This is a genomic window from Gemmatimonadota bacterium (assembly GCA_009838845.1).
Taxonomy (GTDB): domain Bacteria; phylum Latescibacterota; class UBA2968; order UBA2968; family UBA2968; genus VXRD01.
The window spans coordinates 1-14,497 of the sequence record VXRD01000102.1 but is presented as its reverse complement, the minus strand read 5'-3'; the positions used below and the strand labels follow the sequence as shown (position 1 = coordinate 14,497).

Here is a 14,497-nt window from a genome sequence, read left to right as displayed (position 1 = left end):
TTTAATTTATACCTCGTTATCAGCAGTTAATGAATTTTTGATCACGCGGCATTGCCAGAACGCCCTGTTGCTCCATCCGAATCGCCACGGGTGCGATGTTGCAAATCGCTGGGGCAAGGCTTCGGATAGCAGGGCGAGTGTTTGTACGGTGGCCGCGAATTGATGGGTGTCCTGCTTGTCGCGTTTTGCGTGCGCTTTGTAATAGGGGATGAGCGCATCTGCTGTGCGGTGTAGCGCGGCGTTTGCTTCTGTCTCGCGCCACCCGGCGGCTTTTGGCAGTCGCGATAGCAGATAGACCGCGTCCATGGTTGAAAAGTTGGGGCGTCCGTGCCAGAAGCCGTTTTTCTCCTGGAGATGCAGCATGGCATCTACGATTTTCTCAGCTTGCGGTGGGAGTTTGTCCATTCCCGTGTAGATCAGGCTGTAGGCAAATGTGCGGCTGATGTTGGTGGGTCCTTCTCCGGGCCAGGTTCCGAGCGCGGGGTGCTGTTGTGCGGCGAGTTCGTCGAAGAATGTGTTGACCCAGGCGGGGTCTGGATGGCTGACGAGCATGGGTACGCGCGCGAGGACTTCGTGATGGGTGTCGCCGGATGCTTTCCACGTTTTGAACCATTGGCGGAGTCCGGTGATGGTTGTTGCGCTGCGCTGGTCGTCGGGGAATTTCAGGACCTGAGCACTTAGTATGTTGAGTGCGCGAACTGCGTTCCAAAATGCGATTCCACGGCGCGGATTGTCTGAGGGCGGGAAGGCAAAGGATCCGTCCTGTTCGCTCTGTTGCGATTGGATCCAGGCGATCCATTTTGCGCGGTCAAGCGCGACTGCGTCGAGCGCGTCCATGCTGTACAGGATATAGGTGATGAAGAGGGTGCTCGGGAGGCTGGGCGCGGGTGCGTCGCCATTGCGGAAGGCTCCCGTGTCCGGGAGGTAGAGGGATTCTGCCCAGGTGATCAGATCGTCGCGGATGGGGTCGAGGGAGATTGTCATGTGGTTCTCATTTACGCCAGGGCCGTCTGGAGTCCGGGGACCTGGTCCGCGCCTTCTGGCACCTGAATTTTCGCTCCTTGAAAGTCCTCTCCGACCGGTTCAAATCGTCCGTTCAGGTGCTCGGATAAGAACGCCTCAGCAACGGCGTAAAACGATAAGCGGTTTTCCGGTCGTGCAAATCCGTGCCCTTCGTCTGGGTAAAGCACGTAGGTCACGGGGATGTTTTTTTGCTTCATCGCCTCGACGATTTGATCGGATTCGACTTGCTTGACGCGCGGGTCGTTGGCTCCCTGGCCGATCAGCAGAGGCCGCTGGATCTGATCTACACGCGCAAGCGGCGATTTGGCCAGCAAGGATTGCTGGCCCTCTTCTGTCGTCCAGTCACCTACGCGGTCTTTCATCATTGGGAGGATTGGAATCCAGTAGGGCGGCACGTTTTGTAGCAATGTGACGAGGTTGCTCGGGCCGACAATATCGACGCCGCAGACGAATGTCTCGGGGGTGAAGGTCAATCCGACCAGGGTCGCGTATCCGCCGTAGCTGCCGCCCATGATCGCCACCTGGTCGCGTTGCGTGATCTTTTCACGGATCGCCCAGTTGACAGCGTCAATCAGGTCGTCGTGCATTTTGCCGGCCCACTCGCCATTGCCGGCGTTGGTGAATTCTTTGCCGAAGCCGGTCGAACCGCGGAAGTTGACGCTCAGTACGGCGTAACCGCGGTTCGACAGCCATTGATGCTCTGAATTGTAGCCCCAGATGTCGCGTCCCCAGGGACCCCCGTGCACCAGTAAAACCAGCGGGACCGGATTGCTCGGGCGCGCGTCGCCTTCGGGCGCGCTGTCGGGGGGGAGCGTTAGATAGCGGACCAGGTTCCATCCGTCGCGGGATTTGATGGTCAGCGAATGCATCCTGGCCAGTTGGTACTCGTCCAGGTCTGTGCGGTTGCTGAACAGGTAATTCGCCTGCTTCCTTGTGCGGTCGTACAGGTAGTATTTGACCGGCCCGTTGTCCAGGACGTAGGCCGCTGTCCACAAGCGGTCGTCGAGCGTGCGGCTGGTGATGGACAATTCGCCGTCTTCCACCGAGTGCAAGTAATCCATGTCCTCTTGAATCGCCGGGTCCAGCACATGCCAGCGGTTGCGGTCGTAAATGAACGATACGGCTTGTACGTGTTTCTCTGTTGGATGAACCAATATCCCACCCACATCCGCGCGGTCGTCCTCGGCTACCAGTTCTTGTTTCCTGGACACTAGGTCGAGGGTGAATAAGGCGGCCGTGTTTCGCTTGCGGCTGTCGATCAGGTAGAGGATCTGGTTTGATTTGTCGAAGCCGGTCAGATAGGTTGTCAGGGCGTCGGTGTTGGGAACCTCTATGAAGGGTTGCCACTGGTTGCTCTCATCCCTTTGGAGGATCTCCTGTCCTCCGGTCGGCGAAAATGTCATGGCAAAGCGCGTGCGGTCGTCGTTGTCGAACAGGTAAGAGACAAAGCCCGGATTCTCTTCGATCAGGGTCCGCTCGCCGGTGGAAAGCGCGATTCGATAGACGTCGTGTAGCTGCGGATTGCGATTGTTGATGCCGACCAGGATCTCGTTGGGCGTCTTTTCATTGACTGAGAGAATCTGCGCGTTGACTTTTTCAAAGGGCGTCAGGTCTCGGGTCTCGCCTGTGGTGATATTCGTCGCGTACACGTGCCAGTCTTCGTCGCCTTTGGCATCCTGGTAGTACAGGATGTGCTGCCCATCATAGGTCCAGATGTAGAGGCGGATGCCGCGTTCTTCGTCTTTGGTGATCGGTCTGGCTGAGTCGGGATCTTCTACTGCGGTGACCCAGACGTTTAAAACGCCCGCCACTGGCGCGAGGTAGCTCAGGTACTCGCCGTCGGGACTGATTCGGGCCATGGATTTTTCTGGGTTGCCAAACAGCACTTGTCGGGGAATCAATTTGGTATCTCCTTTTAGTTTTGCTTAAGACCAACCGCGTACCATATACGCCTGTAATATGCTGCTTTCATCGGAGTTGAAGAAGCCCGACTGTCCATCCGGGGAGAGGAAGGGGTGGATGTGTGTGTTTTTTTGCCAGGACGATCCGGGGTCCGCGACTTTCCGCGCGTTTGCGAGGGCGCCTTCCTCTTCTTCGGGGAGGTCGAATAGCCAGACGGCTCCGCCCGCGTCTATTGGACCTGCGTCTGTGATTAATCGCGTTCCGTTGATGTCTGTTGCGAAGTGGCAGAAGTCGGGCGTGTCGAAGGATCGGGACAGGTCGTTTCGCCAGCCACCCGGGGTGTTGATGCCTTCGTCGCCGACGTGAGGCGCGGCGCGTCCGGAGATGAGTTGTCTTTCAGCGGGTTCGCGTGTGCTCGTGCTGGTGATGGCGATGTCGCTTTGTCCCTGCCAGCATTGATGCCCCTGGCAGAATTCGTTTCCGTCCCGTCCCCAGGGGAAGTCGCGCAGTGCGGAGCCGTCGTCCCGGATCAGGTGGATGTCTGCGCCCTGTCCACTGACGAGCGTTTCTACGCTGCCGTCGGGCGATGCGGTGTTGCCGTGGTTTTCCTGGATCATGATGTCGTGGGAGGCTTCAGGGTCTGTTTGGCGCGTGTATTGTGGGTGGATATTGCACCAGGAGGGTCCGTGAAAGATCAGGCGTACAGATGGCTTTTCAATGTCGAAGACGAGGAGACCCCAGGGTGCGCCTGCGGTTTTGCCGTCGCCGAGGAATCCCGAGATTGCGATGCGCTTGCCGTCGGATGAGATTGTCGAGAGGGGATACGGTCGGCTCAATTTGAAGTCAGTGTCGGGTATGGCGTGGTCCAGGACATAGATGGTGTCGCGTTCTGTTCCGTCCATTTTGACGCGTTTGAGCGCCAGGCGTCCGCCTCCGGGTTCTGTTTCATTGACGAAGTAGTAGAGCCATTCGCCATCGGGGGAGATGGATGGTCCCGTGGTTCCGAGTTCGGTGGTGATGGGCGTTAAGCTGCAATGGTCCTCGAGGTCGCAGATGAGGAATTGGTGCTCGGGGTCCTTCGGGTCAGAGCCATGGGGATGTGCAGACCGGTGAATGATTAGCCGCTGGGAGTCGGGCGTGAAGATCTGCGCTTCCATGTAGATGTGGGATGAGGGGACCGTTTCATCCGTGAGCTGGATGACTTCGAGGTTGTTCCGCTCGGTCTCTGGAACGAGGTCGGGTCGGATTTTCATTTTGTGTTTTCCTTTGTATAAGTATGGGACAGATCATCCTTTGGTTGCCATCCCAGAATGCGTTTTGCTTTTTCGTTTGAGAATTTCTGGTGCGGTCGGTTTGCAAAGATGTTGAAGACTTCGCATTGCGATGGGAGGGTTTTGAGGTCGATGGTCAGGCCCGGTAGGAATGCGGCTGATGCATCGCGCCAGGTTACGAGGAACGGGCGGTTCAGACCGGGTCTTGACAGGTCGTCGTGATAGCAGAAGATGTAGAATAAGTAACACAGTACATAGACGTCGCTCTGTGTGGTGAAGATTCGGCAGATTTCTTGGCCCAGGCCCTTGGATAGGGCGTATAGGTTTGTGCTGGGTTTGGGGGGGACATCGGGACCGATGTTGTAATCCAATGCCTCGTAGGGTGCGCCCTGTACGGTGAAGTGCGGTCCTGTGTTGATGACCCTCGGGATTCGGTGTGCAACTGCTGCGCGCATGATGTTGTAACATCCCAGGGTGTTGACATCAAAGGCGATCTGTCGGTGGGGGCGCAAGACCGATAGGTTGACGATTGCGTCCATGCCCTCTGCCGCACGCGCGACCGCATCGGGGTCTGATACATCTACGATCATCATTTCGTGTGGGGTGTCAAATGGCTCCAGGTCGGTTAAGCGCAGTTCTACATGTCCTTCCAGAGCTTTGACTACGTGCGGTCCCAACTGGCCATTGCTTCCGTAGATTACGACTTTCATGTTTACCTCATTATTAAAGGCCCAATGTTTGCTTTGCCTGGTTTGTGGGGAACCGGGCATTTGCAACGTCTGATTGTACGTGCAATACCCGCCACATGGGTCCGTTTTTTACCAGTGCCTTGCCGATGGCTTTTACCGCGTCTTCTGTTGTCAATGCTGTGTCGCCATCGCCGTCTATGTCTCCAAATCGCAAGCAGGTTACGCGGACTGAGTGCTCTCGCGCAAATTCCCGGCAGGTAAATTCACCCAGGTACCGCGCCATGGGACCCGATTCTGTTGTGGGTCGCGGTGCCCAGACTTCTGTGACGTTCCAGTTGGGGTCGCATGACGCGAATAGGCTGAGGGAACTGATATAGATGACGTGGGGGACGTTTTTCTCCCGTGCTGCGTGCATGATGTTATAAGTACATCGGGTTTGAAAGTCTATTTCCCGTTCGTCATTTTTCAGTTCTTCGGGCAGTTCCGCGAGATGCACGATGGCGTCCATGCCGTGTACGAGGGTTTCTGTTTCTCCTTCGTGCCCGAGTTCGCATTTAACAAAGTCGCAATCTGTTTCTACTTCTACGAGATCTGTCAGTACGACGTTGTGTTCTTTCGACAGATCCGCTGATAGTGCCCGGGATAGTGCTGTTTTGCCCGAGGTGATCAATACGTTCATGGGTTACTCCTGTTTTATACGTAGCGTCCGATATTAGCTTCGTCGTAGTATTTATTCACATTCGGTATTTCGCGCATGCCGTGCCAGACGCCGCGGAACAGGGTTTGTCGCTTTGGGGGCATGGCGGCAATGACTTCAGGCGGTGGGCATTTTTTGCCCCATTTTGCATTTACGGTGTTGTAACAGGTGAATAGGCTCAATCGGTCCCATTCTTCGTTGCCCCATGTTGTGCCTGTATGGCACAGGGCTTCGGTGAAGATTACTGCGGATCCCGCAACGCATGAATACGTGTCCCACAGGTCGCTTTCGCGTCCACTCAGGGTTTCGGGGCGCGGGAATGCGGCTTTGTGACTGCCCGATAAGAACATGGTGCCGTCGCCTTTTCGCACTTCATTTAATTCCCAGACGACGCGGATCAATCCCGCGTGAATTTTCCCGGGTTGCATTTGATAGATGTGTGAGTTGCCGCAGAAGTTGAAGTACCCACCTCCGCCATGGGGTCGGAAGTTGTCGTGACCGGCTCGTCGATGGCTGGTGTACGTATGGTCGAACCGAAATCCGTAGCAGTCTTCGGTTGCCAGTGCCTGATGTGAGATGATTTCGTTTAATACACCGACCACAGCCGGGTGGTCGAGTAGTATTTGCGATGCGCCGCCGTGATTGTCGCGTTCATCAGGGGGCAGTGTTTCGCTTTCGTTCAGGAATTTCATCTGGTGTTCGCGTATGGGGATGAGTTCTTCTTCACTGAGCAAGCCGGGTAAGCAGATCCATCCCTTGAGGTCAAATGTGTATTTCTGCTCTTCACTCATGGGCGCGACGGGCAAGCCGTCGGCATTGGTCGTGGGTAATAATGGGTTAGACATAAAAATGCTCCTGAAAAATGGTTATATCCTCAATAATTCCTCCCACTGATCCTCCTCTACCACCACTCCTTTCTCCAGACTCTCGCGTCGCGTTCGCAACATGCCTTCGCCGGGATAGCGCGCGGATTCGTGAACTTCATGCAGGTCGTCAATGATGCCGTTTACAATGCGTTCACATAGTTCACGTCCGTTTAATGATGTGACGTCAATTGCAATATAGGTTTGCGATACGGCGTGTTCATCGCCCTGTGCGCCGATGTCGTGCGTTGTTTGACCAGCTGATAATAGCGCGGCGAGGGTGTCGAGTACGATCGCGAGTGCCGATCCTTTCCAGTAGCCGATTGGGAGGGCGCGTTTTGAATCGAGTATGGCACCGGGGTCGCATGTCAGATTGCCCTCTGTATCAAATCCTCCGGCGATGGGCAGGGTCTCTCCTCGCGCTTGTAAGACTTCCAGTTTGCCATTGGAATACTGGCTCATCGCCATGTCCAAGAGGATGTGTCCCTCTTTTCTGGGGATGGCCATTGTCATCGGGTTGTTTCCAATGCGTTTTTCCGTTGCGCCCCAGGGCGGCATGAGCGGGGTTGTATTTGTCCAGCACATGCCGATGCATCCCGCGTCGGCGGCTTGCAGGCCATAAGCTCCGGCACGCATCCAGTGGTTGGTGTTGCGCAAGCCTATACATCCCATGCCGTTTGCTTTTGCGAGTTCTATTGCGCGTCCCATTGCGAGATGGGCATTGACCAGCCCTATTCCCATTTTGCCATCCCATTGTTCTAAGACGCCGAGGGCGTTTACGCATTCGGGTTCGGCTGTGCCGTCTAATCGCCCTTCGCTAAGTTTTGCCAGTAGCCCGGGAAATCGGTTCAGGCCATGGGAATAGACACCGTCGCGCTGATTTTCTGCGAATAATCGCCCGCATAATTCCGCGCGGTCCTGTGATAATTCTGCCTTCAGGAGCGCCGCGACAAATGCGTCTTTTAATTTTTCAAAAGGAACCCGTGTTTGCATTAGATGTTTCCTCCCAATTTCCGATACAGATCTTCATCCAGTAAGGCGGTACCTGCTCGCGTATTGTCTATGACTTGCTCGACTTTTGTCGCGCCCGGGATGACGACGGGATTGGATTTGTGCGAGATGACATATCGGAGAGCGGTTTCTACCAGTTTTGAGTCGTCTCCAATGGTTTGTCTGATGGCTTCCAGCTTGTCCAGCATGTCTTCGTATTCTTCGCGATCGGATTGTCCCGGGTTCCAGTCGTCGCGCACGGTGTCGCCAAATACGCTTTCGCGGTTGTATTTGCCGGATAAGACGCCTTTGGCCAATGGGCCTCGCACGAGGATGCCTAAATTTTTTTCTGTGCAATAATCGAGAAATCCCGCTTCTGGTTCGCGATTGATGAGTGAGTAATCCACTTCTACTACGGCGCAGACGCCGTTCGATATTTCGTAGAAGTTTTTCAGGACATCCAGGCTGTTGGTCGATATGCCATAGGTGCGGACAAAGCCCTCTTCGCACAGGGTATCAAAACCTTCGATGTACACGGTTGGGTCTTCAATGCCACCTTCATGGCATAACATGACGTCGATTCGGTCGGTTTGCATGCGTCCCAGGCAGGCGTGTCCGCACAGGCGAATGGCATCAACGCCTGTTTTTGGCACAGGCGCTCCGGTGCGGCTTCCCCAGTTGCCGATTTTGCTCACGATAATCAACTTGTCGCGCATGGATGGGGTCAGGGTTTTGCCTATGCGCAATTCACTCATGCCATTGGGGATGCCATAGGATTCGGCGGCGTCCAGCAGGTTCATGCCATTGTCAATCGCGGCTAATATAATATCGGTTGCTTCTCGGTCGCTCAACTCGCCCCACTGGTTGCCCAGGTTCCACGTTCCCAATCCTACGACGGAAACGCGCCATCCCGTTTTGCCAAATGTTCGATATATCATTCCTGTCTCCTGTTTTTGTTTTTCCACATGGGATAATCTTTTTCCAAAATTCGCGCGGGCCAGTATCCATACCACGCATATCCGGTTCGTCTTTCCAGGGCGACCTGTGATAGAGAATAGACTTTGTTGCCGTCCCGGTTGGCCATAAAGGGGCGGTTTGTACCTATTTCGTGAAAGCGCGCCCACAAAGGCGGGGCGTCCGGGTCTTTGACAACGATCAGGTCTGTGGTCGCTGTGTGATTTCTAAAGCGCGTGGGGTCTATTTCGATGCGTTTTAGTCGAATGCCTTCTATTTTTGCCTCTTGAAACCATTGTACCGCAGTTTCGATTGCATCTATTATCTTGGAGCTCGGATTTTCAATACGCATTAAAAAATGCACGATCTTCGCCGTTTGTCCCGCTGTAATGGACGGCAGTTCATAAGTGCGCGCTTTTACGGGTTTATAAGTTATATGGTCGTGTTGCTGACTCCATCCCGTTTTTTTGCCTTTGACGACGATCTGGCATTTCAGGGTTACAGCAATCGCCCGGTGCAGTGCGGCTTTGGCTTTGGCGTGTAGTTCATGGCTTGTCCATGCAAATTGAGGCTTGCGGTCTGCGATATCTTTCAACAGGGTCATTATGCCAATCATTACGCCGTCATTATAAGTAATGGCATCTACATCCCAACCGCGCCATCCACCTGTGGGTTGTTGCTCGCGGAATATATAGTCCAGACCCCGTTCGACTGCATTGCGATATCGATCCAGGTCAGTCGCAATGTACACTTTTGCCAGATAATCAATCTGTGAGTACGTGTTGTGATTGTCAAATGTGCTGACCATCCGCCGTTCGCCTTTGATCGCTCTGACTGTGTCGGGGTCAATCTGCGCCTGCCAATCTATATTATTGGGCCAACCACCATCTGCGTTCTGGTAAGCGAGCGTGTTCTCGGCAATATGGACAATTTGCGAGGGATTGTACATCGGGTCATTGCGGTCGCGTCCATATCGCTTGCGCCAGTGACTCATCCCGTCTCTCAATGGGTGCAGGTCAATGGCTTCATAGGTTTGCGCTTTGGCTGTTTCAATACTGTCGTTGGCTTGACAAAGCCCAATAGCGAGAAAATAGAAGATTAAAAATAGGCAAAGTTTCATCTTTTTTATCCATCTTCTCGATAGCCCAATACGACGAGCAGACACGAGCCGTCGCCGATAACCGAAAGTCCCAGTTCTTCTCCCGTTGAAATTGCGGTTGTGCTCTCAGCCCCAGGTTGCATCCATACGTGTTGAATGCCGGCTTCGTGAGCTTGAGGGATTATGGTTTCTGTCACGGGAGGTGGTGTGATGATTGAGATGCCGTGAACGGGTTCGGGGAGTGAATCTATATCGGGGAAACAGGGTTGTCCCTCTATTTCTGTCTCTTTGGGGTTGATGGGATAAGCGGCCAATCCGTTCTGTAGATAACACCGCAAGATTTTGTTGCCGTATTTTGCCCGGTCTCGCGATGCGCCGACAACGCCGAATGCTTTTCCTTTGAGAAATTCATCGATTCGTTCTGGGATTGTCATGCAAACCTCATTGATTTAATGGTATTGATAAAGAAGCGCGGTTGTCAACGGCCATGTTTAAGATATTCGAAATACAGCAGAAAATCCACGTTGAAAATAAGGTGCTGTCTTAAAATTTCAGTTTAAAAGAAAAAAATAAAGAAATATCGAGTTTATCTCTGTTTAATCTTTTTGAAATAATTTGAATGTAACTTTTTGCCCGTCACAATGACCACATCGGGTATTACTTTGTTGAAAGGAGGCTTTTTGTAGTCTAACCTATTCGTTAAGAAGATTTTGTTTTTTCGATGTATCACAAACTACACACTGGATGGAGGTATCAAACGTATGAAAAAGTTTTTGAATATTTTGTTTGCCGCTGCACTGCTATGCACTACAGGTCTTTCTGTTCACGCAGAGGAGACTGTTAAACTCGGCGTGTTGCACTCTCTGAGCGGGACTATGGCGATCTCTGAGGTTTCACTGCGCGATGTCGTGCTTATGGCTGTTGGAGAGATCAATGCCAGTGGCGGCGTGCTGGGTAAGAAGATTGAACCCGTGGTTGTCGATCCGGCATCGGATTGGGATCTGTTTGCCGAGAAAGCCAAAATGCTGCTTCGGGAAGAGAATGTCGCTGTGACTTTTGGTTGCTGGACTTCGGTTTCGCGCAAGTCTGTTTTGCCGGTTTTTGAAGAGAGCAATGGTTTGCTCTTTTATCCGGTTCAATACGAAGGGGAGGAGTGTTCTCGCAATATCATTTATACCGGTGCTACGCCCAACCAGCAGTTGATTCCCGCTGCTGAATATCTGATGAGTGAAGAAGGCGGCAGTTATAAGAAGTTTTATTTGCTGGGTACGGACTATGTTTTTCCGCGTACTGCGAATAAGATTCTTCGCGCTTTCTTGCTGCACAAGGGTGTGCCTGAAGAGAATATCGTTGAAGAATATACGCCTTTTCACCATCAGGACTATCAGACCATAGTTCAGAAGATCAAGCGCTTTGCCGCAAATGGCGACGCCGCTGTCTTATCCACTATCAATGGCGATTCCAATGTTCCGTTCTATAAGGAATTTGCCAACCAGGGTCTCACATCGGCGATGTGCCCGATTATGGCGTTTTCTGTTGCTGAAGATGAATTGCGTTCGATGGATACGGAGTTTCTCGTCGGTCATCTGGCTGCCTGGAATTACTTCCAATCTATTTCCTCTGCGGACAATCGCGCATTTGTGAAGAAATTTAAGGATTATTGCGCGGCAAATGGGTTGCCCGGTGGTGCCAAGCGGGTTACTGACGATCCCATTGTGTGGTCTTATGTGGGTGTTTATCTGTGGAAAGCTGCTGTGGAAAAAGCCGGTTCTTTTGATGTTGATGCCGTGCGTCCCGCGCTTTACAGCCTCAAGTTTGACGGTCCGGGGGGTACGGTGATGATGGATCCGGTGAATCACCATTTGCACAAGCCCGTGCTGATTGGCGAGATCCGCAAGAACGGTCAATTCAAGATTGTATATGAGACCGATGGCCTCGTCGCTCCCGATCCCTGGGACGATATCACGAGTGCGGACAAAGATTGCGATCATGTCAAGTACATGGGAACCTATATGCTGGGTCAGTAAAAATTTGGGCGGGGCTACTGGATTGCTCCGCCCGCAAAACAGGAGAAAAAAATGAAAAAACTGTTGTTGCTTCTCGCGCTGCTGGCTTTTTCCGCCACTTCGTCATTCGCTCAGATCAAAATTACAGATAACCTCACGGTTACGGGATTTTTTGATATGTCGTCAACGTATGATACGGCAACCAAATCCAATAGTCTGTCTTTTGATCAGTTTGAAGTTGACTTTATTTACAATTATGGACACGGGCTGTCAGCCCAGGCCGATATCAATAGCCTCAGTGGTGGCTCTGTTGATCTCGAGCAGGCTTTTGTGACTTACAAAGCGCCGAATGGCGTTAGCATTACGGGCGGTAAATTTTTGAGTTGTTCGGGTTGGGAGACTGCAGAACCCACAGGTTTGTATCAATATTCTTATTCTGCTACACTTGTTTATGGTGGTTATCAAAATGGCGCTGCTGTGGGTTTTGGCAATGGCAAAGTCGGCTTTTTTGGCTCTGTTGTCTCCAGCGTGTGGGATGGGACCGATACCAGTTTTGACGATCTGGGTTTTGAAGCACAGGTTGCTTTTACACCTGTTGAAGCATTTACGGCGAAGGTCGCGTATCTCTGGGAAGATATGGGTGGTTTTGAACAGTCGCTCGTCAATGCCTGGGGAATGTATGCCACGGGTCCCGTGACACTGGCTGCGGAATACAACTATCTGGCGAACTGGGGGGAAAGTGGCAATAGTGGCTATGGCTGGATTTTAATGGGTAATATGGCTTTGTCCGACAAGGTCGGTGCGACTGTGCGCTATAGCGGTCTGGATACAGATGCCGATGGAAAGTTTACGGAGATTACCTTTAGTCCCAGTTATACGATTACCGATAACTGGGGTGTGTTGGCCGAATTGCGCCGCGATATTGATTCCGAAGTAACCCTGTTTGCTTTTGAATCTATTTTTACGTTTTAACTTGAAAAAGCACACCGCAAAAGAGGGATGCCGCTTTCCTCTGGTTCTCTCCCAGGTGGGCGGTGTCTCTCACTGTGGTGGTGACTTAAACGCATGAAAATAAAACGCCACAATTTTTTGCGCTCTATCTGCGCGCTGGTTTTCATTCTGGGCGCATCTTCCGTCCATGCACAGATGGATCACCAGTTGCAACTCGGGCGCATTGCTAGCAATAACCGCGATAGTATCACTACTGCGGTCAGGGCTATTTCAGATGCAAAAGATGTCGCTTATTATGCCCTGATGGTCGCGCTTTTCAATGGTGAACTCTATCTGAAGAATAATGAGCTCGTCATTATCGGCGAAATGCAAGAAGACGATTATGGCGATACCTTCGCCCCGCTCTATACCGCCTATCCCAAACGCCATCCCATTTTGGACGATGAGGGCAAGCCCCTCATTGCGCCGCTGATTGATCTCGAAGAGATTGATAGCAACCGTCGCATCCGCTCGTTTATCCAACCCTATCTCACGCAGATGGAGATTTTTCATCCAGATCCCGGCAAGCGCCGCATTGCTGTAGAAACGCTGGGCAATCGCGGTGATCTGGGCGCGGTCCCCATGCTGCGAGATGCTCTGGAGAAAGAAACGGATAGCAGTATTCAAAGTCTGATCCGCGTTGCTCTGGGCAAGCTCGAACTCACACATCCCAGTCCCGAAGTTCGTCTCAATGCGGCTAAAGCGCTGGGTGAACTCAATAATACATTCGTCCTTTCTTTTTTGCGCGCGCGCGTTGAACCCGATGCCGATGGGAATATTGCTGAGTCAGATCCGGCGGTTCAGAACGAGATACGAAATGCGATTCAGGAGTTGGAGACGTTTAACCAGATTATGGTGGTGATCCAGACTGCTTTTGTCGGTCTCAGTCTGGGGTCTATTTTGATTCTGATTGCGCTTGGTTTGGCGGTTATTTATGGGCAGATCGGTATTATCAATATGGCGCACGGCGAGTTTATGATGGTTGGGGCTTATTTTACGTTTATTGTTCAGAATATTTGTATGATTGTCCTGCCCGCTGCGTATATCGATCTGTTTTTTCTGCTGTCTTTGCCGGTTGCATTTCTCGCGGCTGGCGGTATGGGTTTGCTTGTGGAGTCTCTGGTTATTCGCCGTCTTTACAATCGTCCGCTCGAGAGTTTGCTGGCTACATGGGGGATTGGTCTTATTCTGGTGCAACTCGCGCGTACGATTTTTGGCGATCTCACGGCTGTCAAGCTGCCCCAGATTCTCAGTGGTGGTTTTGAATTGGCACCGCAGGTTATGTTGCCGTATAACCGGATCTTTATCATTGGTCTCACGGCTGTTATTCTGGTTGGTCTGGCCGCGTTTTTCTTTAAGACCCGGTTTGGTCTTCGGTTGCGCGCGGTTACACAAAACCGCGAGATGAGTGCTTGTATGGGTGTTCCCACCCGTCGCGTTGATGCGATTGCGTTTTTTATCGGTACGGGTATCGCAGGGATCGCGGGATGGGCTATGACGCTTATTGGCAATGTCGTGCCGAATATGGGGCAGACGTATATTGTCGATGCTTTTCTCGTGGTTGTCGTTGGCGGTGTTGGAAAAATTTTGGGGACTATTGTGGCGGGTCTCGGTATTGGCGTTTCCAATAAGGTTATTGAACCCTTTGCTGAGGCCGTTTATGCCAAGGTTCTCATTTTGGGTCTTATTATCCTCTTTTTACAGTTGCGTCCCACAGGCATTTTTCCCGCGAAGGGGAGAGACGAGTGAAAACGCGAATCAACGAATCAACGAATCAACGGAACGGGGTACAACTGGCCGCCTCTCAGAGCCTGCCCCACAAGTGGGTAATGTGGGGCCAGTTCATAGACAAATAGGCCGTCATTGCGGCATGCTGTAAGCCGCAATCCAGAGGTTTTGGGTGGTTGGGCGGGGTTCGTCTATTCATCTATTCGTCTATTCGTCTATTCATCTATTCATCTATTCGTCTATTCGTCTATTCGTCTATTCGTCTATTCGTCTATTCGTCTATTC

General features: G+C 52.3%; 13 protein-coding genes. 3 read left to right on the top strand and 10 right to left on the bottom strand.

The genetic code is table 11. From position 1 onward, the window contains the following. Positions 1-6 precede the first annotated feature (6 nt). The 10 genes from F4Y39_12750 to F4Y39_12705 form a co-directional block, all read right to left on the bottom strand. Complete coding sequence (locus tag F4Y39_12750) at positions 7-984, bottom strand: hypothetical protein (protein ID MYC14590.1); 978 nt, start codon at positions 982-984, stop codon at positions 7-9. A gap of 11 nt (positions 985-995) precedes the next feature. Beyond that, a complete protein-coding gene (locus F4Y39_12745; protein ID MYC14589.1) occupies positions 996-2,882 on the bottom strand; it encodes a S9 family peptidase in 1,887 nt (628 codons plus the stop codon). 66 nt (positions 2,883-2,948) lie between these two features. Beyond that, a complete protein-coding gene (locus F4Y39_12740) occupies positions 2,949-4,178 on the bottom strand; it encodes a hypothetical protein (GenBank protein ID MYC14588.1) in 1,230 nt (409 codons plus the stop codon). After that, positions 4,175-4,966, bottom strand: coding sequence for an NAD(P)-dependent oxidoreductase (locus tag F4Y39_12735; GenBank protein MYC14587.1), 792 nt, complete (start codon positions 4,964-4,966; stop codon positions 4,175-4,177). The genes F4Y39_12740 and F4Y39_12735 overlap by 4 nt, the downstream gene beginning before the upstream one ends. Then, positions 4,920-5,564 (bottom strand): NAD(P)-dependent oxidoreductase, encoded by a 645-nt coding sequence (locus tag F4Y39_12730; protein MYC14586.1) that lies wholly within the window; start codon positions 5,562-5,564, stop codon positions 4,920-4,922. Before F4Y39_12730 ends, F4Y39_12735 begins: the two co-directional genes overlap by 47 nt. Positions 5,565-5,578: 14 nt before the next feature. Continuing rightward, complete coding sequence (locus F4Y39_12725; protein MYC14585.1) at positions 5,579-6,427, bottom strand: hypothetical protein; 849 nt, start codon at positions 6,425-6,427, stop codon at positions 5,579-5,581. Positions 6,428-6,448: 21 nt separating this feature from the next. Then, on the bottom strand, positions 6,449-7,438 hold the full coding sequence (locus tag F4Y39_12720; protein MYC14584.1) for a 3-dehydro-L-gulonate 2-dehydrogenase: 990 nt from the start codon (positions 7,436-7,438) through the stop codon (positions 6,449-6,451). After that, positions 7,438-8,373 carry an aldo/keto reductase gene (locus tag F4Y39_12715; protein ID MYC14583.1) on the bottom strand — a complete coding sequence of 312 codons (936 nt, stop codon included), beginning with the start codon at positions 8,371-8,373 and terminating at the stop codon, positions 7,438-7,440. The genes F4Y39_12720 and F4Y39_12715 overlap by 1 nt, the downstream gene beginning before the upstream one ends. Next, entirely contained in the window at positions 8,370-9,509 is a 1,140-nt protein-coding gene (pelA, locus tag F4Y39_12710) for a pectate lyase (protein MYC14582.1), read from the bottom strand. The genes F4Y39_12715 and pelA overlap by 4 nt, the downstream gene beginning before the upstream one ends. 5 nt (positions 9,510-9,514) lie before the next feature. After that, positions 9,515-9,922, bottom strand: coding sequence for a CoA-binding protein (locus F4Y39_12705; GenBank protein MYC14581.1), 408 nt, complete (start codon positions 9,920-9,922; stop codon positions 9,515-9,517). 327 nt (positions 9,923-10,249) lie between these two features. On the opposite strand from F4Y39_12705, the gene urtA reads away from it, so the two are divergent. The 3 genes from urtA to urtB all read left to right on the top strand — a co-directional run bounded on the left by urtA (position 10,250) and on the right by urtB (position 14,233). Beyond that, positions 10,250-11,515, top strand: a complete 1,266-nt coding sequence (gene urtA / locus F4Y39_12700) for an urea ABC transporter substrate-binding protein (protein MYC14580.1) — start codon at positions 10,250-10,252, stop codon at positions 11,513-11,515. A gap of 51 nt (positions 11,516-11,566) precedes the next feature. Then, positions 11,567-12,466, top strand: a complete 900-nt coding sequence (locus F4Y39_12695) for an outer membrane beta-barrel protein (protein ID MYC14579.1) — start codon at positions 11,567-11,569, stop codon at positions 12,464-12,466. A 93-nt stretch (positions 12,467-12,559) separates the two neighbouring features. Further along, positions 12,560-14,233 (top strand): urea ABC transporter permease subunit UrtB, encoded by a 1,674-nt coding sequence (urtB, locus tag F4Y39_12690; protein MYC14578.1) that lies wholly within the window; start codon positions 12,560-12,562, stop codon positions 14,231-14,233. Positions 14,234-14,497: the final 264 nt, after the last annotated feature.

What these genes read in the sequence shown, in the direction of transcription:
- F4Y39_12750 (MYC14590.1), bottom strand. Translation starts at nt 984, where the DNA reads ATGACAATCTCCCTCGACCCCATCCGCGACGATCTGATCACCTGGGCA.
- F4Y39_12745 (MYC14589.1), bottom strand. Translation starts at nt 2,882, where the DNA reads ATGGCCCGAATCAGTCCCGACGGCGAGTACCTGAGCTACCTCGCGCCA.
- F4Y39_12740 (MYC14588.1), bottom strand. Translation starts at nt 4,178, where the DNA reads ATGAAAATCCGACCCGACCTCGTTCCAGAGACCGAGCGGAACAACCTC.
- F4Y39_12735 (MYC14587.1), bottom strand. Translation starts at nt 4,966, where the DNA reads ATGCCCGGTTCCCCACAAACCAGGCAAAGCAAACATTGGGCCTTTAAT.
- F4Y39_12730 (MYC14586.1), bottom strand. Translation starts at nt 5,564, where the DNA reads ATGAACGTATTGATCACCTCGGGCAAAACAGCACTATCCCGGGCACTA.
- F4Y39_12725 (MYC14585.1), bottom strand. Translation starts at nt 6,427, where the DNA reads ATGTCTAACCCATTATTACCCACGACCAATGCCGACGGCTTGCCCGTC.
- F4Y39_12720 (MYC14584.1), bottom strand. Translation starts at nt 7,438, where the DNA reads ATGCAAACACGGGTTCCTTTTGAAAAATTAAAAGACGCATTTGTCGCG.
- F4Y39_12715 (MYC14583.1), bottom strand. Translation starts at nt 8,373, where the DNA reads ATGATATATCGAACATTTGGCAAAACGGGATGGCGCGTTTCCGTCGTA.
- pelA (MYC14582.1), bottom strand. Translation starts at nt 9,509, where the DNA reads ATGAAACTTTGCCTATTTTTAATCTTCTATTTTCTCGCTATTGGGCTT.
- F4Y39_12705 (MYC14581.1), bottom strand. Translation starts at nt 9,922, where the DNA reads ATGACAATCCCAGAACGAATCGATGAATTTCTCAAAGGAAAAGCATTC.
- urtA (MYC14580.1), top strand. Translation starts at nt 10,250, where the DNA reads ATGAAAAAGTTTTTGAATATTTTGTTTGCCGCTGCACTGCTATGCACT.
- F4Y39_12695 (MYC14579.1), top strand. Translation starts at nt 11,567, where the DNA reads ATGAAAAAACTGTTGTTGCTTCTCGCGCTGCTGGCTTTTTCCGCCACT.
- urtB (MYC14578.1), top strand. Translation starts at nt 12,560, where the DNA reads ATGAAAATAAAACGCCACAATTTTTTGCGCTCTATCTGCGCGCTGGTT.